The organism is Streptomyces seoulensis, assembly GCF_004328625.1.
In the GTDB taxonomy this organism is placed as follows: Bacteria; Actinomycetota; Actinomycetes; order Streptomycetales; family Streptomycetaceae; genus Streptomyces; species Streptomyces seoulensis.
This window is the reverse complement of record NZ_CP032229.1, coordinates 4,401,439-4,418,938: the sequence shown is the minus strand read 5'-3', so window position 1 is coordinate 4,418,938 and position 17,500 is coordinate 4,401,439. Positions and strand designations below refer to the sequence as shown.

Here is a 17,500-nt window from a genome sequence, read left to right as displayed (position 1 = left end):
TCGAAGGGACCTTGACCGTGCGAAGCCGAACCGTGCCCGCCGTACTCGCCGCGACCACGCTGCTGCTGGGCGCGGGCTGCTCCTCGGGCGGGGGTGACGGGCGGGGATCGCCCGACGAGAACACGGTGACGGTCAGCGTGCCGTCGGAGACCGCGCCGCCCGCCAAGGGCTCGGTGAAGGTGCTGCGGACGGTGGCCGAGGGGCTCAAGAGCCCGTGGGGGCTGGCCCCGCTGCCCGACGGGAACCTGCTGGTCTCCTCCCGCGACGACGCCACCCTCACCCGGATCGACGCCAGGACCGGCAAGAAGACGGTGACCGGCCGGATCTCCGGGGTCGAGCCCGCCGGCGAGGGCGGCCTGCTGGGCATCGCCCTCTCCCCCGGCTTCGCCTCGGACCACATGGTCTACGCCTGCTTCACCTCCGCCTCCGACAACCGTGTGGTCCGCGTCCGGTACGACGAGAAGCGCGCCCCCGGTGACCAACTGGGCGCCCCGGACACGGTGTTCAAGGGCATCCCCAAGGGCCACATCCACAACGGCGGCCGGATCGCCTTCGGCCCGGACGGCATGCTGTACATCGGTACCGGCGAGAGCGGCGACAGCGGGCTGGCCCCCGACAAGAAGTCGCTGGGCGGCAAGATCCTGCGGATCACCCCGGAGGGCGAGCCCGCGCCGGGCAACCCCCTCGGCCGCTCCCCGGTGTACTCCTACGGCCACCGCAATGTGCAGGGTCTGGCCTGGGACCGGCAACAGCGGCTGTTCGCCTCGGAGTTCGGGCAGGACACCTGGGACGAGCTGAACGCGATCAAGCCGGGCGGCGACTACGGCTGGCCCGCCGCCGAGGGCAAGGGCTCCGATCCGCGCTTCCAGAATCCGCTGGCCCAGTGGCACACCGACGACGCGTCCCCGAGCGGTATCGCCCAAGTGGACGGGGTGATCTGGATGGCCGGCCTCCGGGGCGAGCGCCTGTGGCGCGTCCCGTTGCGCTCCACCTCGGCGTCGGCCCCGCCGCAGGCGTTCCTGGACGGGACGTACGGCCGGCTGCGCACGGTGGCCCCGGCCGGGCAGGACCGGCTGTGGCTGCTGACCAGCAACACCGACGGCCGGGGCGACCCCAAGAAGGGCGACGACCGGCTGCTGGAGCTGCGGGTCCGCTGACGGGGGCGGTGCGGCACACCGCCCCCGCTCGCGCGCGGGTCAGCCCGCCGAGGGCAGACCGAGCAGCGCGTCGGAGTACTTCAGCGCGGCCAGCAGCAGGCCGATGACGCCGAGCGCGACACCGCCCCACGCGACCGACTTGATCCACGGGGCCTGCGGCCGGCCCGGCGCGCCGAACGCGGGGCGGGCGAGCACCGCGACGCCCACGACCAGCGCGGCCACGGCGAAGAGGCCGGCCCACAGGGCGGTGGCGTGCCAGGCGTCGCCGTAGACCGCCTTGATCTGCTGGGCGACCCCCGCCTGGGAGGACGTCTTGAGCTGGCCCATGAGCTGGGCGCGGGCCGAGGCGACGGTGCCGACCCAGCCGCCGTTGAGCGAGACCAGGCCGAGCGCGGCGGACACCACGGCACCGGCGCCCTGGCCGACCCCGGACGCGCGGCGCGGCTCGGCGGCCGTCTCCTCGCCGCTCTCCGGCTGTTCGGCTGCCTGGGCTTCCTCGGTCACGGCGGTCTCCGCCACCGTCTCGTCGTGCTGTGCGCCGGTCTCGGTCCCGGCGCCTTCCGCTGTCTTCGTAGCCATGCCCGGCACCGTACGGACGGAGTCTGAGAGGCGTCTTAACGCCCGCTGTGCGCTGCGGTTTCCCGGGCCGCGCGCCACTCGGGTGGCCGGCGCCGCCCAGCCCTCGGTGCCGGTGCGGACGCCTCAGTCGAACTGGTCGCCGAGGGCCATGATCATCGTCCCGGCTATCAGCAGCCAGAGGGCCCGGCGGGTGCGGCCCCGGGTGCCGAGGAGGGCGGCGGCCGCGCAGACGGCGGCGCCGGTGGCGTACGCGGCGGGGACCAGGGCGGGGGCGGTGCCGGTCAGGCGGAGCAGGGCGGCGGCGGTCCCGGCGAGGGTGAGGAGGGCGCCGGTGCCGGTGGCGAGCCAGCGGGCGCGGCGGGCCTCGTCGTGGCCGTCGGTCTCCGCTTCGTCCTGGACGACGGGCTCCGCCCGTTCCGCCAGTTCCGCCGCCTCCTCCTCGGCCTCTGCCTCGGCGGGTCCGGCGACGGAATCGGTACGTCCACTCATGGCGGGCGAGCGTAGCGCCTTCGCCCCGGGTGCCTCCTCGCGACCCCCGGAAAACGGGCGTGGCCCCGGAGGATGCACCTCCGGGGCCACGTCTCGGCGCGGGACTCAGCCCTCGCTCACACCCAGCCGGTCCAGGATCAGCTCCTTGACGCGGGCGGCGTCGGCCTGGCCACGGGTGGCCTTCATGACCGCGCCGACCAGCGCGCCGGCCGCCGCCACCTTGCCGCCGCGGATCTTGTCCGCGATGGCCGGGTTGCCGGCGATGGCCTCGTCGACGGCGGTGGTCAGCGCACCCTCGTCGGAGACGACCTTGAGGCCGCGCTTCTCCACGACCTCGTCCGGCGTGCCCTCACCGGCGAGGACGCCCTCGATGACCTGGCGGGCCAGCTTGTCGTTCAGGTCGCCGGAGTTCACCAGCTCGGTGACCCGCGCGACCTGCACCGGCGTGATCGCCAGCTCGTCCAGCGCCTTCTGGGACTCGTTGGCGCTGCGCGCCAGCTCGCCCATCCACCACTTGCGGGCGGAGGCCGCGTCGGCACCGGCGTCGATGGTGGCGACGATCAGGTCCAGCGCACCGGCGTTGGTGATCGACTGCATGTCGGTGGCCGAGATGCCCCACTCCGCCAGCAGGCGGGTACGGCGGGCCAGCGGCAGCTCGGGCAGCGCGGCGCGGATCTTCTCGACCCACTCGCGCGAGGGCGCCACCGGGACGAGGTCGGGCTCCGGGAAGTACCGGTAGTCCTCGGCCTCCTCCTTCACGCGGCCCGAGGTCGTCGACCCGGTGTCCTCGTGGAAGTGGCGGGTCTCCTGGATGATCGTGCCGCCGCCGTCGAGCACGGCCGCGTGGCGCATGATCTCGAAACGGGCGGCGCGCTCGACCGAGCGCAGCGAGTTGACGTTCTTCGTCTCCGAGCGCGTACCGAACTTCTCGCGGCCGTGCGGGCGCAGCGACAGGTTCACGTCGCAGCGCATCTGGCCCATCTCCATCCGCGCCTCGGAGACACCGAGGGCCCGGATGACCTCGCGCAGCTCGCGGACGTAGGCGCGCGCGACCTCGGGGGCCCGCTCGCCCGCGCCCTCGATGGGCTTGGTGACGATCTCGATGAGCGGGATGCCCGCGCGGTTGTAGTCCAGCAGCGAGTGGGACGCGCCGTGGATACGGCCGGTGGCACCGCCGACGTGCGTCGACTTGCCGGTGTCCTCCTCCATGTGGGCGCGCTCGATCTCCACGCGGAAGGTCTCACCGTCCTCCAGCTGCACGTCGAGGTAACCGTCGAAGGCGATCGGCTCGTCGTACTGGGAGGTCTGGAAGTTCTTCGGCATGTCCGGATAGAAGTAGTTCTTCCGGGCGAAGCGGCACCATTCGGCGATCGAGCAGTTCAGCGCGAGGCCGATCTTGATCGCGGACTCGACGCCGGTCGCGTTGACGACCGGGAGCGCGCCGGGCAGGCCGAGGCAGACCGGGCAGGTCTGCGAGTTGGGCTCGGCGCCCAGCTCGGTCGAACAGCCGCAGAACATCTTGGTGTGGGTGCCGAGTTCGACATGGACCTCAAGGCCCATGACGGGGTCGTACGACGACAGCGCGTCCTCGTACGACACCAGGTCGGTCGTGGTGGTCACGGTGAAAACTTCCCTCTCAGCCCAGCAGGACGTCGTCGTCGCCCAGCCGCTTCAGCTCGCGGTAGAGGATGGCGAGGCCGGTGACGATGGCGACGGCGGACACGGCGGCGTCGACCAGGCGCAGGGTGTCCTGCTCGGAGCGCGCCTTCTTGATCTGCTTGGCCACGCCGACCGCGCTGAACGCGGTGCCGGCCATGGACAGGTACGTGCCGGACCTCGACTGCTTGAAGCCCTTGGCCTTGTTCAGTGCGCTCACAGCGACGGTGCCTCCTCGATCAACGGGTGACCCCACCTTTCCACGAAGGCGGCCTCGACGGCGGCGCCGACCTTGTACAGCCTGTCGTCCTTCAGCGCCGGGGCGATGATCTGGAGGCCGACGGGGAGGTTGTCCTCCGGGGCGAGACCGCACGGCAGCGACATGGCCGCGTTGCCCGCGAGGTTCGTCGGGATGGTGCACAGGTCCGCGAGGTACATCGCGATCGGGTCGTCGGCGCGCTCACCGATCGGGAAGGCGGTGGTCGGCGTCGTCGGGGAGACGATCACGTCGACCTTCTCGAACGCCTTCTCGAAGTCCTGCGTGATGAGGGTGCGGACCTTCTGCGCGGAGCCGTAGTAGGCGTCGTAGTAGCCGCTGGAGAGGGCGTACGTGCCGAGCATGATGCGGCGCTTGACCTCGTCGCCGAAGCCGGCCTCGCGGGTGAGCGAGGTGACCTCCTCGGCCGAGTGGGTGCCGTCGTCGCCGACGCGGCGGCCGTAGCGCAGGCCGTCGAAGCGGGCGAGGTTGGACGAGCACTCGGACGGCGCGATCAGGTAGTACGCCGACAGCGCCAGGTCGAAGGACGGGCAGTCCAGCTCGACGATCTCGGCGCCCAGCTCCTTGAGCAGTTCGACGGACTCGTCGAAGCGCTGGAGGACACCGGCCTGGTAGCCCTCGCCCCGGAACTGCTTGACGACGCCGACCCGCATGCCCGCCACCGAGCCGTTGCGCGCGGCCTCGACGACCGGCGGTACGGGGGCGTCGATGGAGGTGGAGTCCAGCGGGTCGTGGCCCGCGATGACCTCGTGCAGCAGCGCCGTGTCCAGCACCGTGCGGGCGCAGGGGCCGCCCTGGTCCAGGGAGGAGGAGAAGGCGACCATGCCGTAGCGGGAGACCGAGCCGTAGGTCGGCTTGACGCCGACGGTGCCGGTGACGGCGGCCGGCTGGCGGATGGAGCCGCCGGTGTCGGTGCCGATGGCGAGCGGGGCCTCGAAGGCGGCGAGCGCGGCGGCGGAGCCGCCTCCGGAGCCGCCGGGGATCTTGGTGAGGTCCCACGGGTTGCCGGTCGGGCCGTAGGCGCTGCTCTCGGTGGAGGACCCCATGGCGAACTCGTCCATGTTGGTCTTGCCGAGGATGACCACGTCGGCGGCCTTGAGCCGCTTGGTGAGCGTCGCGTCGTACGGCGGGAGCCAGCCCTCGAGGATCTTCGAGCCGACCGTGGTCGGCACGCCCTCGGTGGTGAAGATGTCCTTCAGCGCGAGCGGGACGCCGGCCAGCGGGCCGAGCTGCTCGCCACGGGCTCGCTTGGCGTCCACGGCGCGCGCCTGGGCGAGGGCGCCCTCGCGGTCGACGTGCAGGAAGGCGTGCACCTTCTCGTCGACGGCCTCGATGCGCGCCAGGTGTGCCTCGGCGACCTCGACGGCCGTCAGCTCGCCGGAGGCGATCTTCTCGGCGGTCTGGGCGGCCGTGAGCTTGATGATGTCGGTCATGACTTCTTAGTCCTCCCCCAGGATCTGCGGCACCTTGAAACGCTGCTGCTCCTGGGCGGGGGCGCCGGAGAGCGCCTGCGCGGGGGTGAGCGAGGGACGGACCTCGTCCGCCCGCATGACGTTCGTCAGCGGGAGCGGGTGCGAGGTCGGCGGTACGTCTTGGTCGGCGACCTCGCTGACGCGGGCGACCGCGCCGATGATGTCGTCGAGCTGGCCGGCGAAGTGGTCGAGCTCTTCGGGCTTCAGCTCCAGACGCGCCAGCCGGGCGAGGTGGGCGACCTCCTCGCGCGTGATGCCAGGCATGCAGCGATCCTCTGGGGTGAGTGAGTGTGGTTGGGCCGGGGCTGGTCGTCCTCTTTCCGTCGTCCGCCCGAAGGGCGGGTCACGCGGCGTCCGGTGCGTGCGATCGCAAGGCGCCGGAGCGCCCTCGTGGCGGAGCCACGTGGGCGATTCGGCAACGCGGCGAGCGTGCGTGCCGGGCGTCGCGTGACAGACGGAAAGGGGACGACTAGCCCCAATCCTATGGGGCGTGGGCCCGTCACCGTTAAACGGTTTCCCCGGGGCGCCTGTCAGGGGAAACGTTCCCCCGGCCGGAGCCGGGGGCTACTCCCCCGCCGGGAGCGCCGCGCGGGGGCGCTGCCAGCCACGGGAGCCGCGGGCCTGGAGCCAGGCCGTGGTCTCCTCGGGCGGCATCGCGGCGGCCACCAGCCACCCCTGTACGGCGTCACAGCGCAGGTCGCGCAGGTGTTCCCAGGTCTCGTCGTCCTCCACGCCCTCGGCGACGACCACCAGGCCGAGCGAGTGCGCGAGGTCGACCGTGCAGCGCACGATCGCCGCGTCCTCGGCGTCCACCGCGAGCCGGGCCACGAAGGAACGGTCGATCTTCAGTTCGCTGACCGGCAGCCGCCGCAGGTGGACCAGGGACGAGTAGCCGGTGCCGAAGTCGTCCAGGGACATCTTCACGCCGTGTCCGGCGAGCGCGGCCAGGGTGTCGGCGGCCCGCTGCGGGTCCTCCAGCAACACGTGCTCGGTGATCTCCAGCTGGAGCGCCCCCGCCGGGACCCCGTGCCGGGCCAGCCGGGCGGCGACGGAGCCGGCGAAGCCGGGGGTGTGCACGTCGCGGGGGGAGACGTTCACCGCCACCGGCACCCGGAGCCCCTGCTCGCGCCAGCGGGCGACCTGCGCGAGGGCGGTCTCCAGCACGTACTCGGTGAGGTGCGGCATCAGCCCGGAGGACTCGGCTATCGCGATGAACTCGTCCGGCGGGACCTTGCCCCGCTCCGGGTGCACCCAGCGCACCAGGGCCTCCAGGCCGGCCACCTGGCCGTCGAAGCGGACCTTGGGCTGGTAGTGCAGCTGGACCTCGCGCGCGTCCAGCGCCCGGCGCAGATCGCCCAGCAGGGCGAGCCGGTCGGGGGTGTTGGAGTCCCGCTTGGACTCGTACGCCTCCACGCCGGAGCGGTCCCGCTTGGCCTGGTACATCGCCACGTCCGCGCGGCGCAGCATGCCCTCGGCGTCCAGCGCGTGGTCGGGGAAGACGGCGACACCCGCGCTGGCCTCCAGCACGAGCGTGAGTCCGTCCAGGTCGAGCGGTGAGCCGAGCGCGGTGACCAGTGCGCGCGCGATGCGGGTGGCCGACGTGGTGGAGTCGGCCACCGGCAGTAAGACGGCGAACTCGTCCCCGCCGAGGCGCGCGGCCTCCGCCCCGTCCGGCAGGGCCTTCTTCAGCCGGTCGGCGATCTGCAACAGCAGCCGGTCACCGGCGAGATGGCCCAGGGTGTCGTTGACCGACCGGAAGCGGTCGAGGTCGATCAGCATCAACGCCGAGCGCGCGCCGATGCGTTCGGCGTCGTCCAGCGCGGTCCAGATCCGCTCCAGCAGCCACTGCCGGTTGGGCAGCCCGGTGAGCGGGTCGCGCAACTGCTCCTCCGCACGGGCCCGCGCCATCCACAGGGTGGAGTCCAGGGCGATCAGCGGGATGACGAACAGCGGCAGCAGCGCCGGCCGGGCGTCGGCGACCACGCACACCAGCGGCGCGATGCCGAGCAGGGCGACGGCGACCAGGCCCTGCCGGACCAGCGCGGTCCGGGCGATGGTGGGCACCCCGCCCGCGCGCGGGGCGTGCAGGTACCAGAGCAGTCCCCGGCCGACGACGAGGTAGGCGCCCGCCGCGAGCATCACCTCGGGGACGGTGCCGAGTCCCCAACTGGCGGGCCGCCAGGGCTCCTCGACGGTACCGACCCGGCCGAAGGCGCCGAGGACCAGGGCGCCGGCGCCGATGGCGAGGATGTCCACCGCGCCGTGCAGCAGACCCTCGCGGCGGCAGTTGCGCCGGGCGGCGCCGACAAGGACGACGACGGTGAGGCTGACCAGCCCGGCCGGGACCCAGCCGTACAGCAGCAGGGTGGCCAGGGTGAGGGCGGCGCCGGACGCGGTGCCGCCGCTCCAGCGGGCCCGGCCCAGCATCACGAGATGGCCGACGACGAGGCCGGTGAGCAGCGCCAGCGCCCACCCGGCCGTACCGGCGGGGAAGAGCGCGTGGCCGCCGCTGAAGGCGCCGTAGAGCCCGGCGCCGAGGGCGAGCCCGGCCGCTCCGGTGAGGGCGGCGGGCAGGGTGGGTATCCACGCGCGCCGCCCGCCGCCCAGCGGCGGCCCGAGGTCGGCGGCGAGCACCAACGCCGCGTGCGGATCGACGCCGTCGGCGCGGGAGTCGGGTGCCGCGCGGTCCTTGCCGTGCCCGGTCCACCGGTTCCCCCGCCACGCGCCCGCGCGGCGGCGCAGGCGCAGTCGTGAGCCGGGGGCGGCGCTCTCGGTCGGTTCCATTCCCGTCCCTCTCACAGCCGGCGGTGCCCACGCCACGCGACCCTGGCCCCGAGGACCCTCAGCGGCTCGGCGGTGGAAAGCCTTCCCCGTGCCGGCTGTCGGGCACGGGGATGCACCGGCCGCGGCTGGGCACGGCGGGCGCACCCCTCAACAGTAGGCCGCGGAGGGCCTCCTGGGGCAGCGGTCGTGGACGGTCGCCCGAATGCGTACGGGCCACCCGTATGCATCTGATATGCGCCGTACGGGTGGCCTTCAACCGCTACTCCCCGGTCGGAAGCGCGACTTCGGCCGCCGCCTCGGGTCCGCGCTCCAGCAGGACGGTGAATCCGTCCTCGTCGAGCACCGGCACCTTGAGCTGCATCGCCTTGTCGTACTTGGAGCCGGGGTTGTCGCCGACGACCACGAAGGAGGTCTTCTTGGAGACGGAACCGGTCACTTTCGCGCCCCGGCTCTGGAGTGCGTCCTTGGCGCCGTCCCGGGTGAAGTTCTCCAGCGTGCCGGTGACGACGACGGTCATCCCCTCCAGCGGGCGGGGCCCCTCGTCCTCGTCCCCGGCGGCCTCCTCCAGCGGGACCCCGGCCGCCTTCCACTTGCGCACGATCTCGCGGTGCCAGTCCTCGGCGAACCACTCCTTGAGCGCGGCCGCGATGATCGGGCCGACTCCGTCGGTGGCGGCCAGCTCCTCCTCGGTGGCCGCTTCGATGCGGTCGACCGACCGGAACTCGCGGGCGAGCGCCTGGGCGGCGACGGGGCCGACGTGCCGGATGGAGAGGCCGTTGATGAACCGGGCCAGCGGGCGCTGCTTGGCGGCCTCGATGTGCTCCAGCAGGGAGAGGGTGTTCTTCTTCGGCTCGCCCTTCTGGTTGGCGAAGACGGTGACGACCTTCTCCTCGCCGGTCTTCGGGTCGCGCTTGGGCAGCCCGCTGTCCGGGTCCAGCACATGCGCCTTGATGGGCAGCAGCTTCTCCACCGTGAGGTCGAACAGGTCGCCCTCGTCCACCAGCGGCGGGTCGGCGGGCTCCAGCGGCCGGGTGAGCGCGGCGGCCGCGACCCCGCCGAAGTGCTCGATGTCCAGGCACTCGCGGCCCGCGAGATAGGCGACCCGCTCCCGCAACTGGGCCGGGCAGGCACGGGCGTTGGGGCAGCGGAGGTCGATGTCGCCCTCCTTCATGGGCCGCAGCGGCGTCCCGCACTCGGGGCACTCGCTGGGCATCACGAACTCCCGCTCGCTGCCGTCCCGGAGGTCGGCGACCGGCCCGAGGATCTCCGGGATGACGTCACCGGCCTTGCGCAGCACCACGGTGTCCCCGATGAGCACGCCCTTGGCCTTGACGACCTCCTGGTTGTGCAGGGTGGCGAACTCGACCTCGCTGCCCGCCACCGTGACCGGCTCGACCTGGGCGTACGGGGTGACGCGGCCGGTGCGGCCGACGCCCACCTTGATGTCGATCAGCTTGGTGTTGACCTCCTCCGGCGCGTACTTGTACGCGATGGCCCAGCGCGGGGCGCGCGCGGTGGAGCCGAGCCGGCCCTGGAGGCGGATCTCGTCGAGCTTGACGACGACCCCGTCGATCTCGTGGTCCACGGAGTGCCGGTGCTCGCCGTAGTACGCGATGAACTCCCGTACGCCGTCGAGGCCGTCGACCACGCGGTTGTGCGGGGAGGTGGGCAGGCCCCAGGTCTTCAGCAGGTCGTACGCCTCGGAGAGCCGGGTCAGGCCCTCGAAGCCCTCGTGGGCGCCGATGCCGTGGACGACCATGTGCAGCGGGCGGCTCGCGGTGACGCGGGGGTCCTTCTGACGGAGCGAACCGGCGGCCGCGTTACGGGGGTTGGCGAAGGGCTTGTCCCCGGCGGCGACCAGACGCTCGTTCAGCTCCAGGAACTTTTCCATCGGGAAGTAGACCTCGCCGCGGATCTCCACGAGGTCGGGCACCCTGTCGCCGTGCAGACGCTCGGGGATGTCGGTGATGGTGCGGACGTTGGGCGTGATGTCCTCACCGGTGCGGCCGTCGCCCCTGGTCGCGGCGCGGGTGAGGCGGCCGTGCTCGTAGGTGAGGTTGACGGCGAGTCCGTCGACCTTCAGCTCGCACAGGAAGTGGTAGGTCTGGTCGCCCAGTTCGCGGGCGATGCGGTCGGCCCAGGCGGCGAGTTCCTCGTCGTTGAAGGTGTTGTCCAGGGACAGCATCCGCTCGCGGTGCGCGACCGCGGTGAACTCCGTCTCGTAGGACCCGGCGACCTTCTGGGTGGGCGAGTCCGGGGTGCGCAGCTCCGGGAACTCCTCCTCCAGGGCCTCCAGGGACTTCAGCAGCTGGTCGAACTCCGCGTCGCTGACGACGGGAGCGTCCTTCACGTAGTACCGGAAGCGGTGTTCCTCGACCTGCTCCGCGAGCCGCCCGTGCCTCTCGCGCGCCTCGGCGGGCACCGCCGTCGTCGCCGCTTGCTTGTCGCCGGCCACCGTAGTGTCCTCCCGTTACTCAGGGTTGTCCGCGAGGGATCTCGCCGCCCGGACGCAGTGGGCGAGCGCCTGGCGGGCGTAGGCGGGGGAAGCACCCGCGAGACCGCACGTGGGCGTGACCGTGACCGCCTCCGCGAGCAGCCCCGGCCGCAGCCCCAGCCTGCGCCACAGCGTCCTGACACCCATGACGCTACCGGCAGGGTCTGACAATGCGGCATCCGTGCCGGGGACGACACCGGCGAACAGCCGGGTGCCGCCCTCGACGGCCTCCCCGATCGCGTCGTCGTCACGCTCGGTGAGCAGGCCGAAGTCGAAGGAGACGGCGTCGGTGCCCGCGCGCCGCAGCAGCGCGAACGGCACGTCGGGGGCGCAGGAGTGGACGACGGTGGGGCCGGGGCCGCTCGCGCCGAGCACCTCGCGCAGCCCGGACTCCACGACCTGCCGGTCCACGGCGCGGTGGGTGCGGTAGCCGCTGGCGGTGCGGATCTGGCCGCGCAGCACGGCGGTGAGGGAGGGCTCGTCGAGCTGGAGCACCACGCGGGCGCCGGGGATGCGGCGGCGGACGTCGGCCAGGTGCAGGCGCAGGCCCTCGGCGAGCGAGGCGGTGAGGTCGCGGCAGGCGCCGGGGTCGGACAGCACCGCCTCGCCGTTGCGCAGCTCCAGCGCGGCGGCGAGCGTCCAGGGGCCGACCGCCTGCACCTTGACGTCGCCCTCGTAGCCCTGGGTGAACTCCTCCAGGGCGTCGAGGTCCTGGCGCAGCCACGCGTGCGCGCGCCGGGTGTCGCGGCCGGGCCGGTCGGACAGCCGCCAGCCGCTGGGCTCCACGCGCGCGTACAGCTCGACCAGCATCCCGGCGGTGCGGCCGATCATGTCGGCGCCGGGGCCGCGCGCGGGCAGCTCGGCGAGGTACGGGAAGTCCTCCAGGCTGCCGGTGACGGTCTTGGCGGTCTCGCGCGCGTCCCCGCCGGGCATCGAGCCGACGCCGGTGGCCGCGGGGAAGGTGACCTGGGTGTTCTCACTCACCCCGGCAGGGTATGCCGTACGGCGGACGGGCGCGTCAGCGGCCGGGGCGCACGGTCAGGTCGTTGATCTCGGCGTCCCGGGGCAGGTCCAGGGCGAGCAGGATCGTGTCCGCGACCGACTCGGGGTCGATGAACCGCGCGGGGTCGTACTCCTTGCCCTCCTGCTGGTGCACCTTGGCCTGCATGGGGCTGGCGGTGCGGCCGGGGTAGACCGAGCTGACCCGGACCCCGTTGCCGTGCTCCTCCTGGCGCAGCGAGTCCGCGAGCGCCTTCAGCCCGTGCTTGGAGGCGGCGTACGCGGACCAGCCGGCGTGCGCGTTGAGTCCGGCGCCGGAGTTGACGAAGACCACCTGGCCGCGGGCGGTGCGGAGCTGGGGCAGGAAGTGCCGGGTCAGCTCGGCGGGCGCGATCAGGTTGACGCCCAGCTGGTGGCGCCAGGACTTGGGGGTGAGGTCCCCGACGTCGCCGAGGTCGACGACCCCGGCGATGTGCAGCAGCGAGTCCACCCGGTCCGGCAGGGACTGGTGGGAGAAGGCCCAGGACAGCTTGTCGGGGTCGGCGAGGTCGCCCACCAGGGTGGTGGCGCCGGGGAACTCGGCAGCCAGTTCCTTGGCGCGGCCCGCGTCGCGCGCGTGCAGCACGAGGTCGTCCCCGCGCGCGTGCAGCCTGCGGGCGACGGCGGCGCCGATGCCGGAACCGGCGCCGGTGATCACATGAGTAGCCATGCCCGCCATGGTCGCATCAGCCCGCGGCGAGGGACTCCTCCAGGTGGGCCAGGGCGGCGGCCGGCCCGTCGGCGAAGTGCATCAGCTCCGACAGCGGGCGCGGCAGGAAGCCCTCGGCCTCCATGCGGCGGAACTGCTGCTCCAGGCCGTCGTAGAAGCCGGCGGTGTTGAGCAGCACCACGGGCTTGGTGGTGCGGCCGTGCTTCTTCAGTTCCAGGATCTCGGTGGCCTCGTCCAGGGTGCCGGTGCCGCCGACCATGATCACCACGGCGTCGGCCTTCTGAAGCAGCAGCCGCTTGCGCTCGGCGAGGTCGGCGGCGATCACCATCTCGTCCGCGCCGGGCCGGGCGACCGCCGACAGGAACTCCACGGAGACGCCCACAAGCCTGCCTCCGGCCTCCTGCACGCCGTCCGCGACCACCTTCATCAGGCCGGAGTCCGAACCGCCCCAGACGAGCGTGTGGCCGCCCTTGCCGAGCAGTTCCCCGAACTCCCGCGCGGGGCGCGTGTAGCGCTCGTCGAGGTCGGCGGCGGAGAGGAAGACGCAGATGTTCATGCCGCCCACGGTACGCGGGAACATCCGCGCCCCCGCCCGTGCTGTCCGGGTATGGCACACGGACACACGATCACCATCGAAGAGGGCGAGCAGCGCGTGCGCGTCGTGCACGACGGCCAGGTGCTCGCGGAGACCGACCGGCCCCTCGTGCTGCACGAGACGGGCTGTCCGCCCCGGTACTACCTCCCCGCGAAGGACGTCCGGCTCGATCTGCTGACTCCCTCGGACACCCACACCGACTGCCCCTTCAAGGGCACGGCGTCCTACTGGTCGCTGCCGGACGCGCCCGATCTGGTGTGGGCGTACCCGGACCCGAAGCCGGAGGTGGCCCGGATCAAGGACCACTACTGCTTCTACTCCCCCGAAGTGGCCTGACCGCGCGGCGCGCCGTGTCGTGACCGGTGACTCCGGCACCCGTACGGCAGTGTCCACGGACATGGACAAGAAGACGACTTCCGTCGACGGGACCTCGCTCGCGTACCGCGTGACCGGTGAGGGGCCCACGGTCATCCTGGTCAGTGGCGCGATGTCCACCGGGCTGACGCTCGCGCCGCTGGCGGCGGCGCTCGCGGACCGCTGCCGGGCCGTCGTCTACGACCGCCGGGGCCGGGGTGCGAGCGGCGACACGGCGCCGTACGCGGTCGAGCGCGAGGTGGAGGACCTGGCCGCGCTGATGGCGGCCGTGGGCGGCGAGGCGGCCCTCTTCGGGCTGTCCTCGGGCGGCGCGCTGGCGCTGCTGGCGGCCGCGAGCGGCCTGCCGGTGACCCGGGCGGCGGTCTACGAGGTGCCCTTCAACGACTTCCTGCCCGAGGGCCCGGAACGGCAGCTGTCCTACGCGGCCGCCCTGGACGTGGCCCTCGCGGCGGGCGACCGGGGCGGGGCGGCGGAGCTGTTCCTGCGGCTGACCGGGCTGGGCGAGGAGATGATCCAGCGGGCCCGCCAGTCCCCGATGTGGCCCGGCCTGGAGCAGGTCGCGCCGAGCCTGGCGTACGACGCCGCCCTGATGGGCGACGGGCTGCTCCCGGCGGAGCCGCTCTCCCACGTCCCGGTGCCGGTGCTGTCGGCGGCGGGCAGCCTGAGCCCGGAGTGGCTGCGGGCGGGCGCCCAGGCGGTCGCGGAGGCGGTGCCGGACGGCGCGTACGCGGTGCTGGAGGGGCAGACGCACGCGGTCGAGCCGGCGTTCCTCGCGCCGGTACTGGCCGACTTCGTCACCGGCTGAGCCGGGCTCAGACCGCGGCGGCCGTGGCCCGCGTGGTGGTGGCGATGGTCGCCGAGCCGACCACGCGCGTGCCGTCGTACAGCACGATCGCCTGGCCGGGGGCGACGCCCCGGACGGGCTCGGTGAAGGTGACGCGGAGTTCGCCGTCGACCAGCTCGGCGTCGACCTCGGTCTCGCCGCCGTGCGCGCGGAGCTGGGCGGTGTAGGTGCCGGGGCCCTCGGGCGCGGTGCCGCACCAGCGGGGCTTGATCGCGGTCAGCGCGGTGACGTCGAGGGCGGCGGCCGGGCCGACCGTGACGGTGTTGGTGACCGGGGAGATGTCCAGGACGTAGCGCGGCTTGCCGTCGGGGGCAGGGGTGCCCAGACGCAGGCCCTTGCGCTGGCCGATGGTGTAGCCGTAGGCGCCCTCGTGGGTGCCGAGGCGGTTGCCGTCCTCGTCCACGATGTCGCCCTCGGCCTTGCCGAGCCGGTCGGCGAGGAAGCCCTGGGTGTCGCCGTCGGCGATGAAGCAGATGTCGTGCGAGTCGGGCTTCTTGGCGACGGCCAGGCCCCGGCGCTCCGCCTCGGCGCGGATCTCGTCCTTGGTGGTGACGGTGTCCCCGAGCGGGAACAGGGCGTGCGCGAGCTGGCGGTCGTCCAGCACGCCGAGCACGTAGGACTGGTCCTTGGCCATGTCGGAGGCGCGGTGCAGCTCGCGGTTGCCGTCCTCGTCCACCAGCACCTTGGCGTAGTGGCCGGTGCAGACGGCGTCGAAGCCGAGCGCGAGCGCCTTGTCCAGCAGCGCGGCGAACTTGATCTTCTCGTTGCAGCGCAGGCAGGGGTTGGGGGTGCGGCCGGCCTCGTACTCGGCGACGAAGTCCTCCACCACGTCCTCGCGGAAGCGGTCGGCGAGGTCCCAGACGTAGAACGGGATGCCGATGACGTCGGCGGCGCGGCGGGCGTCGCGGGAGTCCTCGATGGTGCAGCAGCCCCGCGCGCCGGTCCGGAACGATTGCGGGTTCGCGGAGAGCGCGAGGTGGACACCGGTCACGTCGTGACCGGCTTCCGCGGCACGCGCGGCGGCGACGGCGGAGTCCACGCCACCGGACATGGCGGCGAGGACGCGGAGGGGGCGCGGCGAGGTCTCAGTCATAGCCCTTCCAGGGTACGGGGCGACGGGAACCGGGGACGCCGGGTGTGCGTTGGTGATCAGGAGGGGTACGGCGGAATCGGGGCGTACGGGGTGGAGATGGACGACGGGGATCGCAGACCGGGCCGGCGCGCGCTGCTCATCGGCGGTGCGGTGGCCGCCGCGGGGGCGGCGCTGCTGGCGCACGACGAGCTGTCGCGGCTGTACTGGCGGCTGCCGGGGGTGGAGCGGCAGCGGGTGCCGGGCGCGGTGGACTTCGCGGGCGCCCGCTGGGTGGCGGCCTCGCCGGCCAACTACCGGCACGCGGACCGCCCGGACGACTACCCGGTGGACCGGGTGGTGGTCCACGTCACCCAGGGCGGTTACGCGTCGGCGGTGAAGGTGTTCCAGGATCCGGCGCACCAGGCGGCGGCGCACTACATCGTCCGCGCGGACGGCCGCGTCACCCAGCTCATCCGCGAGCTGGACGTGGCCTTCCACGCGGGCAACCGGTCCTTCAACGAGCGCAGTGTCGGCATCGAGCACGTCGGCTTCGTGGACGACCCGAAGTCCTTCACGGACGCGATGTACGCCTCCTCGGCCCGGCTGACGGCCGCGATATGCGCCCGGTACGGCATGCCGGTGGACCGGGAGCACGTCGTCGGCCATGTCGAGGTGCCGGGCACGGACCACACGGACCCCGGCCCGCACTGGGACTGGGACCGGTACATACGGCTGGCACGCAGGGCCCGTACCACGCTGGGGAAGACCCCGGCCCAGAGGTCCTAGACGAGTCCGGCCGCGCGGGCGCGTTCCACGGCGGGCCCGATGGTCTTGGCCACGGCGTCCACGTCGTCCTGGGTGGAGGTGTGGCCCAGCGAGAAGCGCAGGGTGCCACGTGCCAGGTCGGGGTCGGTGCCGGTGGCGAGGAGGACGTGGCTGGGCTGGGCGACGCCCGCGGTGCAGGCGGAGCCGGTGGAGCACTCGATGCCCTGGGCGTCCAGCAGCAGGAGCAGGGAGTCGCCCTCGCAGCCGGGGAAGGTGAAGTGCGCGTTGGCGGGCAGCCGGCCGCCGGGCGCCGGGTCGCCGCCGAGCAGCGCGTCCGGGACGGCGGTCCGTACGGACTCCACCAGGCGGTCGCGCAGGGTGCCGATCTCGCGGGCGAACCACTCCTGCCGTTCGGCGGCGAGGCGTCCGGCGACCGCGAAGGAGGCGATGGCGGGCACGTCCAGCGTGCCGGAGCGGACATGGCGCTCCTGGCCGCCGCCGTGCAGCACGGGTACGGGGCTGTACTCGCGGCCGAGCAGCAGGGCGCCGATGCCGTAGGGGCCGCCGATCTTGTGGCCGGAGACGGTCATCGCGGCGAGCCCGGAGCCGGCGAAGCCGACCGGCACCTGGCCGAACGCCTGCACCGCGTCGGCATGCAGCGGCACCCCGAACTCGGCGGCGACATCGGCCAGTTCGCGGACCGGCATCAGGGTGCCGATCTCGTTGTTGGCCCACATCACGGTGGCCAGAGCGACATCGTCGGGGTTGCGGGCGATGGCCTCGCGCAGCACCTCGGGGTGGACGCGGCCGTACGCGTCGACGGGGAGGTACTCGACGGTGGCGCCCTCGTGCTCGCCCAGCCAGTGCACGGCGTCCAGCACCGCGTGGTGCTCGACGGGGCTGGCCAGCACCCGGACCCGGTTCGGGTCGGCGGCGCGGCGGGCCCAGTACAGGCCCTTGACGGCGAGGTTGTCGGCCTCGGTGCCGCCGGAGGTGAAGACCACCTCGCTGGGGCGGGCGCCGAGGGCGTCGGCGAGGGCTTCGCGGGACTCCTCGACGGTACGGCGCGCCTTGCGGCCGGAGGCGTGCAGGGAGGACGCGTTGCCGGTGACGCCGAGCCGGTCGGTCAGCTCCCGCGCGGCCTCGGGAAGCATCGGCGTGGTGGCCGCGTGGTCGAGGTAAGCCATGGTGACGCCGATTCTACGGGCCGCGCGGAGCCGCCATCGGCCCGGC

General features: G+C 73.3%; 16 protein-coding genes and 1 pseudogene. 4 read left to right on the top strand and 13 right to left on the bottom strand.

Annotation, left to right across the window (positions count from 1 at the left end; all coding sequences use genetic code 11):
* Positions 1-17 precede the first annotated feature (17 nt).
* On the top strand, positions 18-1,157 hold the full coding sequence (locus tag D0Z67_RS20630) for a PQQ-dependent sugar dehydrogenase (RefSeq protein ID WP_382847593.1): 1,140 nt from the start codon (positions 18-20) through the stop codon (positions 1,155-1,157).
* A 39-nt stretch (positions 1,158-1,196) separates the two neighbouring features.
* Here the strand turns inward: D0Z67_RS20630 and D0Z67_RS20625 are convergent, their stop codons facing one another.
* The 11 genes and pseudogenes from D0Z67_RS20625 to D0Z67_RS20575 form a co-directional block, all read right to left on the bottom strand.
* The gene (locus D0Z67_RS20625) at positions 1,197-1,736 is read right to left on the bottom strand and encodes a hypothetical protein (RefSeq protein ID WP_031181744.1); all 540 of its coding nucleotides are present in this window, start codon (positions 1,734-1,736) and stop codon (positions 1,197-1,199) included.
* Between the two features lie 123 nt (positions 1,737-1,859).
* Positions 1,860-2,225, bottom strand: coding sequence for a hypothetical protein (locus D0Z67_RS20620; RefSeq protein ID WP_031181743.1), 366 nt, complete (start codon positions 2,223-2,225; stop codon positions 1,860-1,862).
* A gap of 105 nt (positions 2,226-2,330) precedes the next feature.
* Complete coding sequence (gatB, locus tag D0Z67_RS20615) at positions 2,331-3,845, bottom strand: Asp-tRNA(Asn)/Glu-tRNA(Gln) amidotransferase subunit GatB (protein ID WP_031181742.1); 1,515 nt, start codon at positions 3,843-3,845, stop codon at positions 2,331-2,333.
* A gap of 16 nt (positions 3,846-3,861) precedes the next feature.
* A complete protein-coding gene (locus tag D0Z67_RS20610) occupies positions 3,862-4,101 on the bottom strand; it encodes a hypothetical protein (RefSeq protein ID WP_031181741.1) in 240 nt (79 codons plus the stop codon).
* A complete protein-coding gene (gatA, locus tag D0Z67_RS20605; protein ID WP_031181740.1) occupies positions 4,098-5,591 on the bottom strand; it encodes an Asp-tRNA(Asn)/Glu-tRNA(Gln) amidotransferase subunit GatA in 1,494 nt (497 codons plus the stop codon). Before gatA ends, D0Z67_RS20610 begins: the two co-directional genes overlap by 4 nt.
* A 6-nt stretch (positions 5,592-5,597) precedes the next feature.
* On the bottom strand, positions 5,598-5,894 hold the full coding sequence (gene gatC, locus D0Z67_RS20600) for an Asp-tRNA(Asn)/Glu-tRNA(Gln) amidotransferase subunit GatC (protein ID WP_018544665.1): 297 nt from the start codon (positions 5,892-5,894) through the stop codon (positions 5,598-5,600).
* Positions 5,895-6,194: 300 nt separating this feature from the next.
* A pseudogene (locus D0Z67_RS20595) lies at positions 6,195-8,210 on the bottom strand (putative bifunctional diguanylate cyclase/phosphodiesterase); the annotation flags it as partial.
* Between the two features lie 463 nt (positions 8,211-8,673).
* Positions 8,674-10,869, bottom strand: coding sequence for an NAD-dependent DNA ligase LigA (ligA, locus tag D0Z67_RS20590; RefSeq protein WP_031181738.1), 2,196 nt, complete (start codon positions 10,867-10,869; stop codon positions 8,674-8,676).
* Between the two features lie 15 nt (positions 10,870-10,884).
* Entirely contained in the window at positions 10,885-11,892 is a 1,008-nt protein-coding gene (locus tag D0Z67_RS20585; RefSeq protein ID WP_031181737.1) for a methionine synthase, read from the bottom strand.
* Positions 11,893-11,926: 34 nt separating this feature from the next.
* Positions 11,927-12,616, bottom strand: coding sequence for an SDR family oxidoreductase (locus D0Z67_RS20580; protein ID WP_199812194.1), 690 nt, complete (start codon positions 12,614-12,616; stop codon positions 11,927-11,929).
* Positions 12,617-12,632: 16 nt separating this feature from the next.
* A complete protein-coding gene (locus tag D0Z67_RS20575; protein ID WP_031181735.1) occupies positions 12,633-13,172 on the bottom strand; it encodes an LOG family protein in 540 nt (179 codons plus the stop codon).
* 51 nt (positions 13,173-13,223) lie between these two features.
* Here D0Z67_RS20575 and D0Z67_RS20570 point away from each other — a divergent pair, with 51 nt between their 5' ends.
* Together D0Z67_RS20570 and D0Z67_RS20565 are read left to right on the top strand one after the other, a co-directional pair.
* Positions 13,224-13,547 carry a DUF427 domain-containing protein gene (locus D0Z67_RS20570; RefSeq protein ID WP_031181734.1) on the top strand — a complete coding sequence of 108 codons (324 nt, stop codon included), beginning with the start codon at positions 13,224-13,226 and terminating at the stop codon, positions 13,545-13,547.
* 61 nt (positions 13,548-13,608) lie between these two features.
* Positions 13,609-14,391, top strand: a complete 783-nt coding sequence (locus tag D0Z67_RS20565; RefSeq protein WP_031181733.1) for an alpha/beta fold hydrolase — start codon at positions 13,609-13,611, stop codon at positions 14,389-14,391.
* A gap of 7 nt (positions 14,392-14,398) precedes the next feature.
* Here D0Z67_RS20565 and mnmA read toward each other — a convergent pair whose 3' ends face one another.
* Complete coding sequence (gene mnmA / locus D0Z67_RS20560; RefSeq protein ID WP_031181732.1) at positions 14,399-15,523, bottom strand: tRNA 2-thiouridine(34) synthase MnmA; 1,125 nt, start codon at positions 15,521-15,523, stop codon at positions 14,399-14,401.
* A 96-nt stretch (positions 15,524-15,619) separates the two neighbouring features.
* Here mnmA and D0Z67_RS20555 point away from each other — a divergent pair, with 96 nt between their 5' ends.
* Positions 15,620-16,288, top strand: coding sequence for an N-acetylmuramoyl-L-alanine amidase (locus tag D0Z67_RS20555; RefSeq protein WP_031181731.1), 669 nt, complete (start codon positions 15,620-15,622; stop codon positions 16,286-16,288).
* On the opposite strand, the gene D0Z67_RS20550 is transcribed toward D0Z67_RS20555, so the two are convergent.
* Positions 16,285-17,454, bottom strand: coding sequence for a cysteine desulfurase family protein (locus D0Z67_RS20550; RefSeq protein WP_031181730.1), 1,170 nt, complete (start codon positions 17,452-17,454; stop codon positions 16,285-16,287). The genes D0Z67_RS20555 and D0Z67_RS20550 overlap by 4 nt on opposite strands.
* Between the last annotated feature and the right edge of the window lie 46 nt (positions 17,455-17,500).

Coding starts and splice junctions, on each gene's coding strand:
- D0Z67_RS20580 (WP_199812194.1), bottom strand. CDS start 12,616: ATGGCTACTCATGTGATCACCGGCGCCGGTTCCGGCATCGGCGCCGCC.
- mnmA (WP_031181732.1), bottom strand. CDS start 15,523: ATGACTGAGACCTCGCCGCGCCCCCTCCGCGTCCTCGCCGCCATGTCC.
- gatA (WP_031181740.1), bottom strand. CDS start 5,591: ATGACCGACATCATCAAGCTCACGGCCGCCCAGACCGCCGAGAAGATC.
- D0Z67_RS20550 (WP_031181730.1), bottom strand. CDS start 17,454: ATGGCTTACCTCGACCACGCGGCCACCACGCCGATGCTTCCCGAGGCC.
- D0Z67_RS20570 (WP_031181734.1), top strand. CDS start 13,224: ATGGCACACGGACACACGATCACCATCGAAGAGGGCGAGCAGCGCGTG.
- D0Z67_RS20620 (WP_031181743.1), bottom strand. CDS start 2,225: ATGAGTGGACGTACCGATTCCGTCGCCGGACCCGCCGAGGCAGAGGCC.
- D0Z67_RS20565 (WP_031181733.1), top strand. CDS start 13,609: ATGGACAAGAAGACGACTTCCGTCGACGGGACCTCGCTCGCGTACCGC.
- gatC (WP_018544665.1), bottom strand. CDS start 5,894: ATGCCTGGCATCACGCGCGAGGAGGTCGCCCACCTCGCCCGGCTGGCG.
- D0Z67_RS20555 (WP_031181731.1), top strand. CDS start 15,620: ATGGACGACGGGGATCGCAGACCGGGCCGGCGCGCGCTGCTCATCGGC.
- D0Z67_RS20575 (WP_031181735.1), bottom strand. CDS start 13,172: ATGAACATCTGCGTCTTCCTCTCCGCCGCCGACCTCGACGAGCGCTAC.
- D0Z67_RS20625 (WP_031181744.1), bottom strand. CDS start 1,736: ATGGCTACGAAGACAGCGGAAGGCGCCGGGACCGAGACCGGCGCACAG.